This is a genomic window from Kitasatospora nipponensis, from assembly GCF_039528135.1.
GTDB lineage: Bacteria > Actinomycetota > Actinomycetes > Streptomycetales > Streptomycetaceae > Kitasatospora > Kitasatospora nipponensis.
The window spans coordinates 1-17,861 of record NZ_BAAALF010000068.1; the positions used below are offsets into that span (position 1 = coordinate 1).

The following is a 17,861-nucleotide window of genomic DNA, read 5'->3' on the forward strand; positions in this document are numbered from 1 at the left end:
CCCAGGTACCGCACCGCGTCAGCCGACCACCGGGATCGTGCCTCCGCTCCCGGGCCCGGCCCGCCGTCCGTGCTCTTGGAGAGCGGCTGTCAATCCTGTAAACAGTGAGTCAACTGAAGCAACGGTGCGGGGCAGCGCCGGGAGCGCCGACGGCAAGGACAGGCAAGGACGGGCATGGAATCCGGTCAGGACGACACCGCGGAGATCGGCCGGCGACTGCGCGACCTGCGCCGCGAACGCGGCCTCAAGCAGAGCGACCTGGCCGGCGAGGGCATGTCCGTCAGCTACCTCTCGCTCCTGGAGTCGGGCAAGCGCCCGGTCACCCCGGCCATCCTGCGCCGGCTGGCCCTGCTGCTGGACTGCTCGGTCGACTACCTGCGCACCGGACAGGGCAGCGCACCGGAACTCGGCCGCCAGCAGGAGCTCCTGCTGCGCGTCGCGCTGGCCGAGCTGGCGCTGCGCGGCGGCGACGGCACGGGCGCCCTTGCGGCCTGCGACGCGGTGATCGCGGCCAGTCCGCCGGCCGAGCCGGCCACCGTGCGCCGGGCCAGGACCGCCCGGGCGCAGGCGCTGGAGCGACTGCACCGCCCCGCCGAGGCACTGGCCGAACTGGACGGGCTGCACCGCGATCCGGCGCACGGCCCGGGGTCGGCCCAGTGGCTGGCGCAGGCCCTGGCGCTCTGCCGCTGCTTCCTGGCGGCGGGCGAGCCGGGCAGCGCGGTCGCGTGCGGGCAGCGGGCGATGGCCCAGCTGGACGAGGTCTTCGTCGAGCCGAGTGAGGACCACCTGAGCCTGGGCGTGCCGCTGATCGAGGCCCTGCGCCGCAGCGGGGAGACCGCCGCCGCCCGCCGGTTGTCGGACCGGTTGCTGCCGCTGGCCGAGCGGGCCGGTGCACCGCGGGACCGGACGGCGGCCTTCCGGCAGGCCGGCCGGCGCGCGCAGCAGGACGGTGACACCGCGCTGGCGCTCACCTTGGCCCAGCGCGCCCTCGCGCTGGACGCCGAGGACGAACAGGCCCGCCGGCTGGGCCTGTTCGGCGCCGGCTACGGATCCCTGCTGCTGGACGGCCCGCAGCCGCAACCCGAGCTGGCCAAGGAGTACCTGGCCCGGGCCGGCACCGAACTGGGGCGCTGCGGACGGCCCGACGACCTGGCCGGCTGCGAACTCGCGCTGGCTCGGGCGGAGTTGATGCTGGGCGGCTACGAGGACGGCGCCGCGCACGCCGAGCGGGCGCTGGAGCTGGCCGACGGTGGGCGGGCCGGGGTCGGCATCGAGGTCCGGGCCTGGCTGCAACTGGGCCAGGCGCGCGGGCTGCAGGGTCGCGCCGAGCAGGCGCTGAGCGCGCTGGAGGCCGCCGAGCGGCTGCTCCAGGAGGGAGCCGGCACCCTGACGGCGGGGCGCGACCTGGCGGAGGCCTGGCAGGCGCTGGGCGAGCTCTGGCTGGCGCACGACCGGGCCCCGCGGGCGATGAACGCCTACCGGCAGGGTCTGGCGGCGGCCGGACTGGCCGGCTCGGCGCCGCTGCCCGGCGTGCTGCGGCCGGCCGGGCCCTGAAGTGCCCCGGCCGCCGGGCGAGTCGGGCACCGGATCGGCCACAATGGACCGGCAACCACGGTCGAAGGGGAGCGCGATGCGTCGGCAAGACGGGGAGTCGGACCAGCCGGTCGGCGAGGAGTGGCTGCTGGAGTTGAGAGTGGACACGGCCTTCGCCGAACTGGCCCTGCGCAACGGGGAGGACCTCCAGGCGCTGGCCGTCCTCGACCGGGTGCTCGCCGCCGACCCGCCGCCCGACGACGCCACCCGGTACCGGGCCAAGGCCCAGCGGGCCTGGGCGGTCGAGAAGTTGGGCCGGCTCGAGGAGGCGACCGGCGCCTACCAGCGACTGCTGGCCGACCCGGCCACCGAGGTCGGCAGCGCGCAGTGGGCGCTGCTCGCGGTGGCCCTGTGCCGCTGCTACCGGGACGTCGGCGACCTGGCGATGAGCGTGGACTTCGGCGAGCGCGCGCTGCGCGAGCTGGCGGCCAGCGGCGCGGCGGCGATCCACGAGCACGTCCAGCTCGGCTCCACCCTGATGGGCTGCTACATCAACCGCGGTGACCTGGTCTCGGCCAAGCTGTTGGCCGACCGGCTGGCGCCGCTGGTCCGCGACTGCGGCTCGCCGGTGGCCCGCGGCGCCGTGGAGTGGAACTCCTCCATCGTCGCCCAGCAGCAGGGCAGGCTGCAGGAGGCGCTCGAACAGGCCGAGCGCGCCCTGGCGTTGATGGACGAGGCGGACAACGCCCGGCACCAGGGCATGCTCCGCTACAACCTGGCGGCACTCCTGCTCGCGCACGGTGAGCTGGAGCAGGCACACGCCCTGCTGCTCACCGCCTACGCCATCCTGACGGACAGCGGCCGGGTCGCCGAGGTGATCGACTGCGTCTTCCACCTGGCGGAGATCCACGTGCAGCGCGGCGACCCGCAGGCCGCGCTGGAGTGGGCCGACCGGGGCCGGCAGTTGCTGGAGCAGGCCGGCCGTGAGCTCTGGTGCGAGCGGGCGGTGGTCGCGATGGTCGCCGGGCGGGCCCATCTGGTGGCCGGCTCCGACCAGTTGAGCGAGGTCGAGTTGCGCTCCTGCGGGCTGCTGCTGAGCCGGGCGGGGGAGTACCGCTCGGTGGCGCGGCTCTGGCGCCAGCTGGGGGACTGCTGGGCCGAACGCGGCGAGCCGGTGGAGGCGATGACGGCCTACCAGGTGGCGCTGGGGCTGCTCGGGACTCCGCGGGCGGCCCCGCTTCCGCGGCGGCGCCCCGCGCACTCCTGAACGCCCCCGCGAACACCACCGGATGGTGAGGTTCCGGGCGGGCGGGCGGTTCAGGCGGCGGTGGTCCAGCCGGTGAACCGGCGCAGTTCGGTCACCAGCCGGGTCACCAGCGGCTCGGGGGCCCGGGAGGTCCAGACGATCGTCAGGTGCGCGGGCTCGGCGTCGCGCACCGGCAGCCAGTGCACCCCGGGAGCCGTCGCCCAGCGGCTGAGCGGCTCGGGTGCGAGCCAGACCCCGTGGCCGCGGGCCACCGTCAGCAGGCAGTCCTCGACCTGGCGGGTGGGCGGGCGGGGGCGCACCGGGCGGTCGCGGGCGCCGGGTTCGGACGGCTGCGGGCCGCCCCAGCCGGAGTCGAGCACGGCCGGGTGCAGGACGGTCTCCCCGCTCAGGTCGGCCAGGCGGACCGAGGTCAGGGCGGCCAGCCGGTGGTCCTGGCAGACCGCGACGGCCGACCGGTCGGTGCGCACCCGGGCGGCGCGCGGACTGTCCTGGGCCGCGGCCAGCCACAGGAAGGCGGCGTCCGCCCCGCCGGAGTGCAGCAGCGCCGGCAGGTCGGCCGGCGTGGGCACGGTGACCAGGTCCAGGGCCAGCCCCGGGATGGCCGACTCCATGGCGCCGGCCGCCTCCAGCGCGAACGGCGTGGTGGCGTACGGGCAGCAGGCCAGCCGCAGCGGCGCGGCGGGCGCGGGCTCCTCGGCGCGGGCCCGCACCCGCTCGGCCAGGCAGCCCAGGTCCTCGACCACCGCGCGGACCCCGGCGGCGAGTTCGGCGCCGGCCCCGGTCAGCGTCACCCCCCGGGAGCTGCGGACCAGCAGGCTGGTGCCCAGGGCCCGTTCCAACTGCTGGATCTGCGTCGAGACGGCCTGCTGGGCCACGTGCAGCCGGGCCGCCGCCCGGGTGATGTTGAGCTCCTGAGAGACCATCAGGAACGAGCGCAGGTGCCGCAGTTCCACATTGGTCGGCAAGCTTCCCGTGGCCATCGTGCTCCCCTGTCGCCCGGTGTCGGACCCGATCCAACACGGGATGTCAAATTCCGTCAAGTCTGCTGTGGAGGCGGCGTCAGGGGCTGTCGGGTGCCGTCGGAGGCCGGGTCCGGCCGGGGTTTCAGTCCTGGAAGAGCAGCGGGCGGTCCTCGTCGAGGATCTCCCGCAGCCTGTTCAGGGACCGGGAGTTGAGGCTCTTCACCGCGCCCGTGCTGGTCCCCATCGCCTCGGCGACCGCCTCGATGCTGTAGTCCTCCAGGTAGTGCAGCACCACCACCGCCCGGTTGCGCGGCGGCAGCCGGCGCAGCGCGGCGGTCAGGGTGAGCCGCAGGTCGCTCGCCGCGCCGTCGCCGGGGGCGGGCCGGTCGGCGATCTCGGCCACCACCAGCTCGCCGGTGCGGCGCAGTCGGCGGTGCGAGAGGTAGCTGCGCAGCAGCACCTTGCGGGCGTAGGCGTCGAGGTCGGCGGCGCCGTCGCGGCGCAGCCGGCCCCAGACCGGGTAGAGCTTGGTGAGGGTGGTCTGCACGAGGTCCTGTGCCTGGTGCCAGTCGCCGCACATCAGGTACGCGACCTGGAAGAGCCGGCGGGCTCGGCCGGCCGCGAAATCGTCGAAGTCGGGTGCTTGGTCCATGGGCGGTCTCCGCGGTGAGGGCCCCGGGCGAGGTGCGGGGTGTCTCACCCGTAGAAGACGCGGTGGCGCGCGGTGGCGTCGCAGGCGGGAGCGACCGAATCGTTGCCGAGCGGGACCTTGACGCGTTCCCGGGCCGGTCATAGGTTCAGCGCTGCAAGTTTCCAGAAAGTTTCAGAAAACTTTCGGAAGGCATCGGTTTCGCCCGGCTGCCCCACCCAGCCTCCAGGAGACATCGTGGTCCCCACCCCTCCCGCCCGCCCGCGTCGCCGCCCGCTCGGCGCGCTCACCGCCGGCGCGGCCCTGCTGCTCTCGCTGGCCGGCCCGCTCGCCGCCGCACCCCCCGCGGCCGCCGCGCCGCCCGGCGTCAAGGACGTCACCGCCACCCTCTTCGAGTGGAGCTTCGCCTCGGTCGCCAAGGCCTGCACCGACACGCTGGGCCCCAAGGGCTACGGCTACGTGGAGGTCTCGCCGGCCGAGGAGCACATCCAGGGTCCGCAGTGGTGGACCTCCTACCAGCCCGTCAGCTACCGGATAGCCGGCCGGCTCGGCGACCGCGCCGCCTTCCAGAACATGGTCACCACCTGCCACGCGGCCGGCGTCAAGGTGATCGCCGACGCGGTGATCAACCACATGACGGCCGGCGCCGGCACCGGCACCGGCGGCACCACCTACACCAAGTACACCTACCCGGGCCTCTACCAGGACCAGGACTTCCACGGCTGCCGGCAGCCGATCAGCAACTACGGCGACCGCTCGAACGTGCAGAACTGCGAGCTGGTCCAGCTCGCCGACCTGGACACCGGCAGCGCGTACGTCCAGCAGACCATCGCGAACTACCTCGACGACCTGGCGAGCCTGGGCGTGGACGGCTACCGGATCGACGCCGCCAAGCACATCGCGGCGAGCGACCTGGCCGCGATCAAGGCGCGCACCACCAAGAAGGACGCCTACTGGGCGCAGGAGGTGATCTACGGCGCGGGCGAGCCGATCCAGCCCTCCGAGTACACCGGCACCGGGGACGTGGACGAGTTCCGGGTCGGCACCGACCTGAAGCGGATCTTCGCCGGCGGGAAGCTCGCCGACCTCAACGGCTGGGGCGCCTCCTGGGGCTACCTGCCGAGCAACCAGGCCCGTTCCTTCGTCGACAACTGGGACACCGAGCGCAACGGCTCCACCCTCAACGCCACCTACGGCAACACCTACACGCTGGCCAACGTCTTCCTGCTGGCGCAGACCTACGGCTCGCCGAACGTCTACTCCGGCTACTCCTTCGCCGCCATCGACGACGGCCCGCCGAACGGCGGCACCGTCAACGCCTGCTACCAGGACGGCTGGAACTGCACGCACGCCTGGCGCCAGGTGGCCAACATGGTCGGCTTCCGCGCGGCGGTGGCGGGGACCGCGGTGACCAACTGGTGGTCGGACGGCGCCAACGCGATCGCCTTCGGGCGCGGCGCCAAGGGCTACGTGGCGCTCAACCACGAGAGCGGCGCGCTCACCCAGACCTTCCAGACCTCGCTGCCGGCCGGCTCCTACTGCGACGTCGAGCACGGCGACCCGGCGCCCGGCGGCTGCACCGGCCCGTCCTACACGGTCGGTGCGGACGGCCGGTTCACCGCCACCGTCGGCGCCGGCGACGCGGTGGCCCTGTACGTCGGAGCCCCGGGCGCCGCCTCCACGGTCGCCACCGGCGCCTCCTTCGCGGTGACCGCCACCACCAGCTACGGCCAGAACATCTACGTCGTCGGCGACAACGCGGCGCTCGGCGGCTGGGACCCGGCCAAGGCCCTGCCGCTCTCCTCGGCCGGCTACCCGGTCTGGCGGCTCGACGTGGCGCTGCCGGCCGGCACCGCCGTCCAGTACAAGTACCTGCGCAAGGACGCGAGCGGCGCGGTCACCTGGGAGTCCGGCGCCAACCGCACCGCGACCGTGCCGGCGAGCGGGACCGTGGCGCTGAACGACACCTGGCGGCCGTGAGCCCGGGGGCGCGGCGGTAATCTGCGCGCAGCAAGCGGAACCGTCGCGCCTCCCGGGGGATGTGTCATGCAGGAACCTGACGTCCGAGTAGAACCCGACGCCCTCACGGGCTACGCCGGCCTGATAGGCCAGGAACACCAGATGCTGGCCCAGGTGAGGACGGCGCTGGCCGCCGTCCAGGTCCCGGCGGGGGCGTTCGGCCACCTGCCGGACTCCGACCAGCTGCACACCGCCTACAACGAGCACGCCACCGCCGAACAGCAGAACCTCACCGACCTGATGGACCTGCTGAGCTACGCCGCCACCGGCCTGCACAGCACGGCCGGCAACTACCGGACCAACGAGTCCGACCTGCAGGCCTCCCTCGGCGGTGGCCGGTGAGCGCCTCCCCGGACCAGGTGGCCTCGGCCTACAAGTGGGTGCGCGACGAGCTCGCGGCCCCGCTCATCCCGCTCCCGCAGATCCACAACCCGGCCCAGGGCGCGATCGACTCCGGGCTGGACTGGGCGGTCAAGTCGGCGCTGGAGGCCACCGGGTTGATGGGCCTGCTGGAGAAGGTCACCGGCAAGCCGCAGGCACTGACCGCTGCCGCGCAGTCCTGGCAGGACCAGGCCAAGGCCCTGCGCGCGGTGGCCGCCGCGCTGCGCGGCGGCGCGCAGCCGTTGCCCCAGCAGTGGCACGGTGACGCCTCGGCCGCCTTCGGCGGCTACATGGGCCAGGTGGTGGAGGCGATCGACTCGACGGCCCAGGACGCGGAGAGCACCGCGACGATCCTGGCCCAGGCCGCCGCCGAGTGCCAGCTCGCCGAGGACACCGTGATCGGCATCATCCGCGAGGCGATCGAGTGGATCGCGATGACCATCGCGGCGGGCATCGTCGCCGACGTCCTGACGCTGGGTCTGGCCACCGTGGTCGACGCGGTGGTCGCCGACGCGGAGATCACCGTCTTCATCGGCCGGGTCGAGCGGGTCTCGGAGAGCCTGGCCCGCAAGCTCGAGGAGCTGATGAAGCTGGTCAAGGAGATGAAGGAGGCCGAGAAGGCCGGCGCGACCATCTCCAAGGCGAACGAGGCCCGCAAGGCGATCTCGGTGATCCGCACCGGTGGCAAGTCCGCGCTGCGCCCCGGCACCTACCTCAACCCGTACAAGTCGGTGGGAAACTTCGCGGGGAAACTGGCGCTCAGCCCGATCAAGGGCGTCCTCGCCGAGCCCATCGTCTCGACCGTCACCGGCCTGACCGGCGACCCGAGCGGTGTGCTGACCGGCGCCGCGAACAGCAACACCAACATCGACGCCGTCAACCGGGCCGCCGACGGCTCGCCGGCGGCGCCGTACCACGTACCGAAGAGCCGGATCGAGCAGGAGTTCGGCTGAGCCGGCCACCGGCGGGGTCGGCCGGGGCGGCCGGACGCACCAGGAGAGGGAGCAGCATGGCGGAGGATCTGCGCACGCGCATCGCGCGCCGGCGGCGCGAGCAGGTCGAGCAGTACGCGGCGCAGGTCGCCCCGCTGCTCGGCCCCGGTGAGCGGGTGCGCGGGGCCGCCCGGGTGACGGGTGATCCGCTGCTGCCGCCACCGCTGCCGCGCCGGCTGCGGCCCCAGCGGCCGCCGACCGGCGACGGGCGGCCGTTCGAGCTCGGCGCCCGGCTGATGCTGCTGCTGGACGGACCGTTCAAGCCGCTGCGCGCGCTGTGGCGCGTACCGCACGGCGACCCGCTGCGGGGCGGCTGGGCGAGCCGGGCCGGCGAGGTGCTGCGGCTGCTGCGCTCGGGCCCCCTCCGGCACCGGTACGCCATGTACGACGAGGCGGTGCTGGTCTTCACCGACCACCGGGTGCTGCTGCTGGACGCGGGCGACGGCGAGTGCTTCGGCGAGTTCCCGCGGGCCGAACTGGTGGTGGGCGAGCCGAAGCGGCGCCCGCTGCGCCAGGCCACCCGGGTGGACCTGCGGTTCACCGACGGTTCGCTGCTGGCGCTGCTCGGTGCCCGCGGTGACGACGTCGAGGAGCTGCGCGCGCTGCTGGGCGGCCGGCCGGCGCAGGCGGGCTGAGCCGGCCGGCCGGGCGGTGGGCCGGCGGTCCGGCTGCGGTCCGGCGGGTCGGTGGTGGTCGGTGGCGCTCGGCCGTCGGCGGCGGGCGCCGTCAGCCGCGGCCGATGTAGGGCATCGTGGTGGCCATGACGGTGGCGAACTGGATGTTCGCCTCCAGCGGCAGCTGGGCCATGTGGCGCACGGTACGGGCCACGTCCGCCACGTCCATGGTCGGCTCGGGGGCGGTCCGGCCGTCGGCCTGCCGCACGCCGGTGCTCATCCCCGCGGTCATGTCGGTGGCCGCGTTGCCGATGTCCAGCTGCCCGCAGGCGATCCGGTAGGGACGCCCGTCCAGCGAGAGCGACCTGGTCAGGCCGGTGACGGCGTGCTTGGTCGCGGTGTAGGCGATGGACTGCGGGCGCGGCACGTGCGCGGAGATCGAACCGTTGTTGATGATCCGGCCACCCTGCGGGCGCTGGCCCTTCATCTGGCGGAAGGCGGCCTGCGCGCAGAGGAAGGCGCCGGTCAGGTTGAGGTCCACCACCGCGCGCCAGTCCTGGAGGGAGAGGTCCTCCAGCGGGACGGGCGCGCCGAAGGTGCCGGCGTTGTTGAAGAGCAGGTCGAGCCGGCCGAAGCGCTCGGCGACCTCCGCGAAGAGCGCGTCCACGGCGGCCGGGTCGGTGACGTCGGTGGGGATGACGGCGGCCGGCGAGGGGGCCGGGTCCGGGGCGTCGGCGGGGTCGGTGGCGGGGCCGGCTCCGGTGGCGCGGCCGCGGCCGGCGGCGATCAGGGCGGCCGTCTCGTGCAGCGGCTCGGCCCGCCGTCCGGCCAGCGCCAGGTGCCAGCCGGCGGCGGCGAGTTCCAGGGCCACGGCCCGGCCCACTCCGGTGCCGGCTCCGGTGACGACGGCGATCTGCTGCGGCATGCGCTACTCCCCGGTTGCCCCCTGGACGGTGCTGATGCGCCGATGATCGCGGACCGGTGCGGCCCGTGTCATTGGTAGGAGCACCCGAAAGATGGCGGGGTGTCGGGGCGTCCGGTTGTCGCGCTGCTCGCGCACCGGGCGGACGCCGCCGACCGGCCCCCGCCGATCGGCTGGGATTTTGCCAAATCGGGACCAAATATTGGGTGCTGGGGGGCCCGTAAGCAACCACAGGAGGTCCGGACCACGTCATAGGATCGACCACGTCGCGTCGTGCCCGCACCCCTGGCCGGCGCCGCCCGGGCCCTTGGTGCTTCGGGTGCCACCCACCAGTCGGAAAGTCCCTCCGTGCAGCCGCCGTTCACGCGTCCCCGTCCCCGCGTCCTCCTCAGCACCGGCGCCGTCCTGGCGCTCGCGGCCACGCTCAGCGCATGCGGCGGTGGAGGGGGGAAGCCGGCCGCGGACAGCAAGCCGGCCGGGTCCGCCTCGCCGGCGGCCGGTGCCACCACGAGCAACCCGGCGCCGGGCTCGCCGAGCGCCGCCGCCTCGGCCGCCCCGTCGTCCGCCTCGTCCAAGGTGCTGATGCCCACCGGGCCCGCCGCACAGCTGACCAAGGCCCACGACACGGCGGCCGGGCCGATCATGATGACCACCCTGGTGGGCAAGAAGTCCGGGGTCAGCGGCAAGGTCTGGGTCTGGCTGCCGCCCGAGTACAACGACCCCAAGTACGCGAACTACGGCTTCCCGGTGCTCACCCTCTACGCGGGCGGCCAGAGCAACGGCTACAACACCTGGACCGACGACCAGCTGCCGATCCAGGTGGCCGACGAGGACCTGGTGAAGCAGGGCAAGGCCCACCCGTTCATCATGATCATGCCGGTGCAGAACCTGGTCTCCAACGAGAGTCAGACGCTGGACTGCAGCGACATCCCCGGCCAGCCGAAGATGGGCACCTGGATGGCCGAGGACATCCCGGACTTCGTGCGCGCCAACTTCCGTACCGTCAAGGGCCGCGACGGCTGGGGCGTGATGGGGGCCTCCACCGGCGCCTTCTGCAGCGCCAAGCTGGCGCTGCAGCACCCGGACACCTTCAAGGCAGCCGTCCCGATCGACGGCTACTTCAATCCGGACTCCTCCTTCTGGAAGGGTCACGAGGCGGACCGGCTGGCCAACAGCCCGGACGTGCTGGTCGCCCAGAGCAAGGCCGACGTGCGGATGCTGGCCACCGCTGGCGGGGCCACCCCGGACGAGGTGCGGCTGGTCAAGGCGTGGGTGGCCAAGGCGGCCGCGCCCACCAAGATCGACTACTACGAGCAGCCGGACGGCAAGCACCTCACCACCCACTTCAAGAAGATGATCCCGAACACCCTGGAGTGGCTGACCCAGAACCTGACCGGGCCGACCGCCGGGTGACCGGCGCCAGGCCCTGCTGACGGCCTGTCAGCAACGTCCGAATCGTCCGCACACCCCCTCTGACCTGCGCGGCAATCGCGCATTGATTCGCCTCTGATCGACTGTGACCACTCTGGACCGTGGCGCCGCCACCCCGCTCTCACCAGCGGGGGCGGCGCCGCTCCGTCCCCAGCCCGTCATGACAGTCCTGAAGAGAGTGCCATGCAGCCGCATCTGCTTTCCGTCCCCGCCCAGCGCGGCTCCAGTGAGGCGGCGCCGGCCGTGCGACCCGTCCGATTCGCCGGCCTGCGGCTGGTGCACGCCGCCCTGCGCCGTGACCTCGCCCGGGTGCCCACCGCGCTGCGCCTGCTGCAGCCGGGTGACGAGGCGGCGGCCGACGCCCTGCAGCGGCACTGGGACTTCCTGACCGCGATGCTCACCTGCCACCACGAGCAGCAGGACGTCCGGCTCTGGCCGCTGCTGCGCCGCTTCGCCCCCGAGCTGCGCCTGCTGGTCAACTGGCTGGAGGACGACCACCACAACCTGGACCACTCCTTCACCCGCACCACCACGCTGATGCGGGTGGCCACCCGGGACCCGGCCAGCGCCTGGCCGGTGGCGTACGCGGTCGAGGAGCTGGCGGCCCGGCTGGAGACGCACCTGCGGATCGAGGAGGAGCAGGTGCTGCCGCTGATGACGCAGCTGCTCGCGCCGCAGTCCCGGGTCGGCACCCTGGGCGAACTGCTCGACCTGCTGCGGCTGGCCGACGGGCCGGGGGCGCCGGACGCGCTCGCCTGGCTGCTCGAGGGGGTCGCTCCCGAGCAGATCGACGCCCTGATCGCCGACTGCGACGACCTGACCGCGCGTCAGTGGCCGCACTGGCAGGCCGTCTACGCACGGGTCGCCAGCCAGCTCTGGGGCCCGGTGCCGGCGGTGGACTGAGCCCGGTCGCGCGCGGGCGCCGGCTCGCCGGCCGGCGCGGGTCGGGCCGCGCGGTTCAGCTGTCCGGGTTCACCGGCCGGCGATCAGCGCCAGGTACGGGGGCAGGTCGGCCGGGTCCTCGGTGGCCAGGCCCAGGTAGCCGTCCGGGCGGATCAGGAAGTAGCCCGGTCCGAACGGCGCCAGCTCCGCGCACTCCCGCACCAGCAGCTCCGGTTGCGCAGGCCCTTCCAGGAGCGGGGCCGGCCGACCGACCGCCAGCAGGGTGGCGTGCGGGCCGCGCAGCAGGTCGAAGAGCCGGCCCGGCGGCAGTGCCGCGTCGGGGACCCGGTCGCCGGCCCGCAGCGCGTCCTGCGGCAGGCCCCGCCGGGCCTCGACGGTCAGCGGGCCGAGCGGGTAGCCGACGGCCAACTGGCTGGTGTGGCTGCCGCGCTGCACGGAGGCCGCCCCGCCGTCGCGGCCCGCGCGGTGCAGCGAGGTGCTCAGTCCGAGCACCCCGGCGGCCACCGGCCGGCGCTCCTGCTCGTAGCTGTCCAGCAGCTGCTCGGGCGCGCCGTGCCGCAGTACCCGGCCGAGCTTCCAGCCCAGGTTGTAGGCGTCCTGCACCCCGGTGTTCAGGCCCTGCCCGCCGGCGGGGGAGTGCACGTGCGCCGCGTCGCCGGCCAGCAGCACCCGGCCCACGCGGTAGCGGTCGGCGAGCGCGGCGCGCGGCCGGTACACCGAACTCCAGCGCACCTCGCGGACCGCCCCGGCCTCCAGCGGCGTGCGGGCCGCGATCACCGCGCGGACCGCGGCCGGCGAGCTGTCGGGCTCCCCGTCGTCGAACTGGGCGTAGAGCTGGAAGTCGTCCGTGCCGACCAGCGGGCAGAGCATCAGCGGGCCGCCGGGCGCGTGCGCCCACAGGTGCCAGTTGCCGCGGTCCAGCCCGTCCACCCGGACGTCCGCCACCAGGGCCGGGCGCGGATCGACCGTCTCGCCCCGCATCGCGACGCCGACCGCCGCCCGGACCGCGCTGCGGCCGCCGTCGGCGCCCACCAGGTAGGCCGTCCGCACCCTCGTGCGCCGGCCGCCGGCACGCTCCAGCACGGCCTCGACGCCGTCCGGGTCCTGGGAGAGTCCCACCAGCGCGGTACCGAACTCGACCTCGCCGCCCAGCTCGCGCAGCCGGGCCAGCAGGATCTCCTGGGTGCGCCACTGCGGCACCATCCACGGGTGGCGGTAGGGGGTGCCGGGGTCCTCGTCGACCGGGGTGATCAGGTCCCAGCTCCGCTGCGGGTGGTCGTCCACCCAGTTGAGCATCTGCGGGTAGCGGCCACCGGCCGCGCGCACCGCCGCGATCACGCCGAGGTCGTCGAAGACCTCCTGGGTGCGGGGCTGGACGCCCTTGCCGCGGGAGCCGGGGAAGAGTGCCTCGCCGCGCTCGACCAGGCGGACCCGGACCCCGCGTCGGGCCAGGTCACAGGCGAGCGCGAGGCCGGTCGCGCCGGCGCCGACGACCAGTACCTCGCTCGCCGCGCCCGGCCCGAGCGGGTGGGCGGGGTCGTTCGCGGGGCTCAATTTAACGCTGTTAAGTGCCATGGGCAGGAGTCTGTGCTTAACGTTGTTAAACTGTCAAGCGTGGCTAGCAAACTCGACCCCGCGCGGGTCGTCGACACCGCTCTTCGGCTGCTCAACGAGACCGGTCTGGAGGCGCTGACCCTGCGTCGGATCGCCGCCGAGCTGAACGTCCAGGCGCCCGCGCTGTACTGGCACTTCGCCAACAAGCAGGCCCTGCTGGACGCGATGGCCACCGCGATGCAGCGGCAGATGGCCGCCGAGCCGGCGCCCGGACCGTCGGCGCCCTGGCAGGACTGGATCGGCGGCGCCTGCCGGGTGCTGCGTCGCACCCTGCTGGGCTACCGCGACGGCGCCAGGGTCTTCAGCGGCACCCGCTTCGAGGGGGCCGACCACGCGCCCGGCCTGGACCGCCACCTGCGCGCCCTGCTCGCCGCCGGCTTCACGCTGGAGCAGGCGGCGCTGGCCTCGGCCACCGCCTTCGCGTACACCACCGGCTTCGTGATCGAGGAGCAGTCGGTGCACCCGATGCCCGGCGAGCGCGACGCGTACTTCGACCCGGCCCGCCGCGCGCAGCGGATCGGCCCCGACTACCCGCTGGCTGCGGCGGTCGGGCAGGAACTCTTCGCCGGGTTCGACGAGCGCTTCGAGCGCGGCCTGCTGATCGTGCTGGCCGGCGTCGCGGCGACCACCCCCGGGCTCCGACCGGCCGACCTGTAGCACCGGCGCGCCCAACTGCCCCGGGATCCCCGTAGGTTCTCTTAAGGTCTAGACCTATTGACAGGTGTGCGCCAACGGACTTGAGTGTGCTGGATCGACGCCGTCCTGACCCCCACCAGGACGCTTTCGCCCTCATCCCCCACAAGGAGTGGCCCATGTCGAGAAGGCGCATCACCGCGTTGCTGCTGGCGCTCGTCACCGGTCTCGGACTCGCGACCCTCATCCCCGCCACCTCGTTCGCCGCGGGCTGCGCGGCGCCCTGGTCGGCGTCCACCGTCTACACCGGGGGCCTGGGTGCCTCCTACAACGGCCACAACTGGTCGGCCAAGTGGTGGACCCAGGGCGAGGCCCCGAGCACCGGCGGCTCCGGGGTCTGGGCCGACCAGGGCACCTGCGACTCCGGGACCCCGACGCCGCCGCCCGGTGGCGGCGGCTGCACCTACCCCGCCTGGGCCGCCGGTACCGCCTACACCACCGGCAGCATCGTCACCTACACCAACGGCGGCCTGTACATCGCCACCCACGACAACCCGGGCTACGACCCGACCATCAGCACCTGGTACTGGAGCCCGTACACCTGCACCGGCGGTGGCGGCGGCACCACCCCGCCCCCAATCCCGGCGGATTCGTGGTCTCCGAAGCCCAGTTCAACCAGATGTTCCCCAACCGGAACTCCTTCTACAGTTACGCCGGCCTGACCGCCGCGCTCAGCTCCTACCCCGCCTTCGCGACCACCGGTTCGGACACCGTCCGCAGGCAGGAGGCCGCCGCCTTCCTCGCCAACGTCAGCCACGAGACCGGCGGCCTGGTCTACGTCGTCGAGCAGAACACCGCCAACTACTCGCACTACTGCGACACTTCGCAGCCGTACGGCTGCCCGGCCGGGCAGTCGGCCTACTACGGCCGCGGACCGATCCAGCTCAGCTGGAACTTCAACTACAAGGCGGCGGGCGACGCCCTGGGCATCAACCTGCTCAACAACCCCACCCTGGTGCAGACCGACGCCGCGATCGCCTGGAAGACCGGCCTCTGGTACTGGAACACCCAGAACGGCCCCGGCACCATGACCGCCCACACCGCGATGGTCGGGGGCTACGGCTTCGGCGAGACGATCCGCAGCATCAACGGCTCGCTGGAGTGCAACGGCGGCAACCCCGCGCAGGTGCAGAGCCGGGTGAACGCCTACCAGAGCTTCACGTCGATCCTCGGCGTCCCCACCGGCGGCAACCTCTCCTGCTGACCTGAGTCCCGCCGGCCCGAGTCCCGCCGGCCCGAGCCCTGTTGACCCCGGGTTCGGGCCGGCCCCTACCATCACCGGGTGCCCTCACTCCTGGAACCCCCGCTCTTCACCCGGCTGCGCGGCGCCGAACGGATCCTGATCGCCGGCGCCGGGGGCGGCTTCGACGTCTACGCCGGCCTGCCGCTGGCCCTGGCCCTGCGCGAGTCCGGGCACGAGGTGCACCTGGCCAACCTCTCCTTCAGCGACCTGTACGGGTTGCCGTTGGAGGTCTGGCTGGCGCCGGACGTCGCCGAGATCCGCCCTGACACGGTGACCCGGGACAGCTACTTCCCCGAGCTCGCACTGGCCCGCTGGCTGCGCCTGCACGGGCTGCCGGACACCGTCTGGGCGTTCTCCTCGGTGGGCGTCCAGCCGCTGCGGGCGGCCTACCGCACGCTGATCGACCACCTCGGCATCGACGCGGTGGTGCTGGTGGACGGCGGCACCGACATCCTGATGCGCGGCGACGAGGCCGGCCTGGGCACGCCCGAGGAGGACATGGCGAGCCTGGCCGCGGTGGCCGGCCTGGAGGGGCTGAGCGAGCGGCTGGTGACCTGCCTGGGCTTCGGCGTGGACGCCTACCACGGCGTCAACCACGCGCTGGTGCTGGAGAACCTGGCCGCGCTGGCCCGCACCGGCGACTACCTCGGCGCCTTCTCGCTGCCGGCCGACAGCCGCGAGGGCGCGCTGTACCTGGACGCGGTGGCCCATGCCAGGGCCGCCACCCCCGACCGCCCCAGCATCGTGAACGGCTCGGTGGCCGCCGCGGTGCGCGGGGAGTTCGGCGACGTCCGGTTCACCGAGCGCACCCAGGACAGCGAGCTCTTCATCAACCCGCTGATGGCGATCTACTTCACGGTCACGCTGTCGGGCCTGGCCGCCCGCAACCTCTACCTGGACCGGATCGAGCGGACCGTGCTGATCGGCCAGATCGGCGCGGCCATCGGGGAGTTCTGCGACGAGCTGCCCAGGCAGCGCCCGCCGCGGGCGTTCCCGCACTGAGCCGGCGCGCTACTCCTTCTTCGCCGCGGCCAGGATCTTGACGGTGGTGTGCAGGAAGCGGGCGGTGCCGTGGCCGCGGTAGGTCTTGCCGAAGGCGGCGCCCGGGTTGCCGGCGGGGCGGCCGTTGATGATGTGGACGACCACGAAGGCGGCGCCCGGGGTGGCCGAGACGACCTCCAGATCGCCCTTGGGAGTGCTGCGGGGCAGCTCCAGGTCCGCCGGCAGCGGCTCGGAGAGGAAGACCACGCAGTGCCGGGTGTCCGGGGTCAGCTCGATCCCGGCGAACGGGTCCGAGGCGAGCAGTTCCTCGACCTCCTCGACGGTGCGCAGCATGGTCGGCACCGGGTAGCCGAGCGCCTCCTCCAGGTGCTGCTCGATCCGGCGGGTCAGCGCGGCCCGGTCGGGCTCGTCGGTGCGGAAGAAGACGTTGCCGCTCTGGATGTAGCTGCGCACCTCGCTCAGGCCCAGCTCGGTGAAGAGCGCGCGCAGCCGCTCCATCGTGACGGTGCGGCCACCGACGTTCACGGCGCGCAGGAAGGCGAGGTAGGTGGTCGGTGCGGTCGGGTCTGCCATGCCCCGATCCTCGCAGAGAAAGCCGGCCTCGCGGCGGTTGTCAGTGGCCGGTGCCACAGTGGGGGCATGGCTACCTGGCAGGATTTCGAGAGAGAGGCCCCGGAGCTGGCCACGGCCGTCCGGGCCCGCCTTGAGGCCCACCGGCACCACGTGCTGGCCACCGTCCGCAAGGACGGCTCGCCGCGGGTCAGCGGCACCGAGGTGCGGATCGTCGGCGCCGACCTGACCGCCGGCTCGATGTACGGCTCGGTCAAGGCCCGTGACCTGCTGCGCGACCCCCGGTACGCGCTGCACGCCAATCCGGGGGACGGCAGCATGGTCGGCGGCGACGCCAAGCTGGCCGGCCGCGCGGTGGAGATCGCCGACGAGATGGAGCTCTCCGGCTACGCGGCCGAGCTGCCCGAGCCGCCGCCCAGCCCCTACCACGCGTTCCGGCTGGAGCTCGACGAGGTGGTGCTCACCACGGTGGAGAACGACGAGTACCTGCTGATCAAGACCTGGCGCCCGGGGGAGGAGGTGCGCTCGGTGCAGCGGCGCTGAGAGGCGGCCGCAGGCACCGGCCCGCGCAGGCACACCGGCACGCAGGCACCGGCCTACGGCAGCACGGAGCGCAGCGCCTCCGGGGTGCGGGCGATCACCGCGTGGCCGTCGTCGGCCGTGATGATCGGCCGCTGGACCAGGATCGGGTGCTGCGCCAGCGCCTCCAGCCAGCGCTCCCGGTCGCCCTCGGCGCGGCCCCACTGGCGCATGCCCAGCTCCACGGCGACCGCCTCGTCGAGCCGGGTGATGTCCCACGGGTCCAGCCCGAGGCGGGCCAGGACCTCCGTCAGTTCCTGCGTCGAGGGCGGATCCTCCAGGTAGCGCCGCACGGTGTACGTGAGGCCGGCCGCGTTCAGCTCGGTCAGGGCGGTTCGGCACTTGCTGCAGCGGGGGTTGATCCAGATCTCCATCCCGTCAGCCTACGGACCGCCGGGAACCGCTCCGCCCCGCCCCGCCGTTCTGTTGCCGGGACGGCCCTGCGGGTCGGCGCCGCAGGACCGTCCCACGGGACGACGAGTCGGGG

The 17,861-nt window shown here is 73.7% G+C and carries 17 protein-coding genes and 1 pseudogene; 12 read left to right on the forward strand and 6 right to left on the reverse strand.

The window, feature by feature from the left end; genetic code table 11:
* The first annotated feature begins 174 nt into the window (after nt 1-174).
* Together ABD323_RS19695 and ABD323_RS19700 are read left to right on the forward strand one after the other, a co-directional pair.
* Nucleotides 175-1,554, forward strand: a complete 1,380-nt coding sequence (locus ABD323_RS19695) for a helix-turn-helix domain-containing protein (RefSeq protein ID WP_344443040.1) — start codon at nt 175-177, stop codon at nt 1,552-1,554.
* A gap of 76 nt (nt 1,555-1,630) precedes the next feature.
* Nucleotides 1,631-2,800 (forward strand): tetratricopeptide repeat protein, encoded by a 1,170-nt coding sequence (locus ABD323_RS19700; RefSeq protein ID WP_344443042.1) that lies wholly within the window; start codon nt 1,631-1,633, stop codon nt 2,798-2,800.
* 50 nt (nt 2,801-2,850) lie between these two features.
* Here ABD323_RS19700 and ABD323_RS19705 read toward each other — a convergent pair whose 3' ends face one another.
* A complete protein-coding gene (locus ABD323_RS19705; protein ID WP_344443043.1) occupies nt 2,851-3,765 on the reverse strand; it encodes a LysR family transcriptional regulator in 915 nt (304 codons plus the stop codon).
* A 139-nt stretch (nt 3,766-3,904) separates the two neighbouring features.
* Nucleotides 3,905-4,414 carry a SigE family RNA polymerase sigma factor gene (locus ABD323_RS19710; RefSeq protein WP_344443044.1) on the reverse strand — a complete coding sequence of 170 codons (510 nt, stop codon included), beginning with the start codon at nt 4,412-4,414 and terminating at the stop codon, nt 3,905-3,907.
* 234 nt (nt 4,415-4,648) lie between these two features.
* Between ABD323_RS19710 and ABD323_RS19715 the strand changes: the two genes are divergently transcribed.
* The 4 genes from ABD323_RS19715 to ABD323_RS19730 all read left to right on the forward strand — a co-directional run bounded on the left by ABD323_RS19715 (nt 4,649) and on the right by ABD323_RS19730 (nt 8,438).
* On the forward strand, nt 4,649-6,391 hold the full coding sequence (locus ABD323_RS19715; RefSeq protein WP_344443045.1) for a carbohydrate-binding module family 20 domain-containing protein: 1,743 nt from the start codon (nt 4,649-4,651) through the stop codon (nt 6,389-6,391).
* A gap of 66 nt (nt 6,392-6,457) precedes the next feature.
* Nucleotides 6,458-6,772, forward strand: a complete 315-nt coding sequence (locus ABD323_RS19720) for a hypothetical protein (RefSeq protein ID WP_344443046.1) — start codon at nt 6,458-6,460, stop codon at nt 6,770-6,772.
* A complete protein-coding gene (locus tag ABD323_RS19725; RefSeq protein ID WP_344443047.1) occupies nt 6,769-7,764 on the forward strand; it encodes a WXG100 family type VII secretion target in 996 nt (331 codons plus the stop codon). The genes ABD323_RS19720 and ABD323_RS19725 overlap by 4 nt, the downstream gene beginning before the upstream one ends.
* Nucleotides 7,765-7,820: 56 nt before the next feature.
* A complete protein-coding gene (locus ABD323_RS19730) occupies nt 7,821-8,438 on the forward strand; it encodes a hypothetical protein (RefSeq protein WP_344443048.1) in 618 nt (205 codons plus the stop codon).
* A 91-nt stretch (nt 8,439-8,529) separates the two neighbouring features.
* Here ABD323_RS19730 and ABD323_RS19735 read toward each other — a convergent pair whose 3' ends face one another.
* Nucleotides 8,530-9,342 (reverse strand): SDR family oxidoreductase, encoded by an 813-nt coding sequence (locus tag ABD323_RS19735; protein WP_344443049.1) that lies wholly within the window; start codon nt 9,340-9,342, stop codon nt 8,530-8,532.
* Nucleotides 9,343-9,687: 345 nt separating this feature from the next.
* Between ABD323_RS19735 and ABD323_RS19740 the strand changes: the two genes are divergently transcribed.
* Together ABD323_RS19740 and ABD323_RS19745 are read left to right on the forward strand one after the other, a co-directional pair.
* Nucleotides 9,688-10,752: an alpha/beta hydrolase gene (locus ABD323_RS19740; protein ID WP_344443050.1), complete on the forward strand. Its 1,065-nt coding sequence runs from the start codon at nt 9,688-9,690 to the stop codon at nt 10,750-10,752.
* 201 nt (nt 10,753-10,953) lie between these two features.
* Nucleotides 10,954-11,673: a hemerythrin domain-containing protein gene (locus tag ABD323_RS19745; RefSeq protein WP_344443051.1), complete on the forward strand. Its 720-nt coding sequence runs from the start codon at nt 10,954-10,956 to the stop codon at nt 11,671-11,673.
* Nucleotides 11,674-11,742: 69 nt separating this feature from the next.
* Here the strand turns inward: ABD323_RS19745 and ABD323_RS19750 are convergent, their stop codons facing one another.
* Entirely contained in the window at nt 11,743-13,248 is a 1,506-nt protein-coding gene (locus ABD323_RS19750) for an FAD-dependent oxidoreductase (RefSeq protein WP_344443052.1), read from the reverse strand.
* Nucleotides 13,249-13,287: 39 nt separating this feature from the next.
* Between ABD323_RS19750 and ABD323_RS19755 the strand changes: the two genes are divergently transcribed.
* The 3 genes and pseudogenes from ABD323_RS19755 to ABD323_RS19765 all read left to right on the forward strand — a co-directional run bounded on the left by ABD323_RS19755 (nt 13,288) and on the right by ABD323_RS19765 (nt 16,225).
* Nucleotides 13,288-13,944, forward strand: a complete 657-nt coding sequence (locus ABD323_RS19755) for a TetR/AcrR family transcriptional regulator C-terminal domain-containing protein (RefSeq protein WP_344443053.1) — start codon at nt 13,288-13,290, stop codon at nt 13,942-13,944.
* A gap of 155 nt (nt 13,945-14,099) precedes the next feature.
* Nucleotides 14,100-15,184: pseudogene (locus tag ABD323_RS19760) on the forward strand (glycoside hydrolase family 19 protein).
* A gap of 78 nt (nt 15,185-15,262) precedes the next feature.
* Nucleotides 15,263-16,225 carry a DUF1152 domain-containing protein gene (locus tag ABD323_RS19765; protein WP_344443054.1) on the forward strand — a complete coding sequence of 321 codons (963 nt, stop codon included), beginning with the start codon at nt 15,263-15,265 and terminating at the stop codon, nt 16,223-16,225.
* Nucleotides 16,226-16,234: 9 nt separating this feature from the next.
* On the opposite strand, the gene ABD323_RS19770 is transcribed toward ABD323_RS19765, so the two are convergent.
* Nucleotides 16,235-16,798, reverse strand: a complete 564-nt coding sequence (locus ABD323_RS19770; protein WP_344443056.1) for a DUF1697 domain-containing protein — start codon at nt 16,796-16,798, stop codon at nt 16,235-16,237.
* Between the two features lie 66 nt (nt 16,799-16,864).
* Between ABD323_RS19770 and ABD323_RS19775 the strand changes: the two genes are divergently transcribed.
* Nucleotides 16,865-17,338 carry a pyridoxamine 5'-phosphate oxidase family protein gene (locus ABD323_RS19775; RefSeq protein WP_344443057.1) on the forward strand — a complete coding sequence of 158 codons (474 nt, stop codon included), beginning with the start codon at nt 16,865-16,867 and terminating at the stop codon, nt 17,336-17,338.
* A 53-nt stretch (nt 17,339-17,391) separates the two neighbouring features.
* Here ABD323_RS19775 and ABD323_RS19780 read toward each other — a convergent pair whose 3' ends face one another.
* Nucleotides 17,392-17,748 (reverse strand): ArsC/Spx/MgsR family protein, encoded by a 357-nt coding sequence (locus ABD323_RS19780; protein ID WP_344443058.1) that lies wholly within the window; start codon nt 17,746-17,748, stop codon nt 17,392-17,394.
* Between the last annotated feature and the right edge of the window lie 113 nt (nt 17,749-17,861).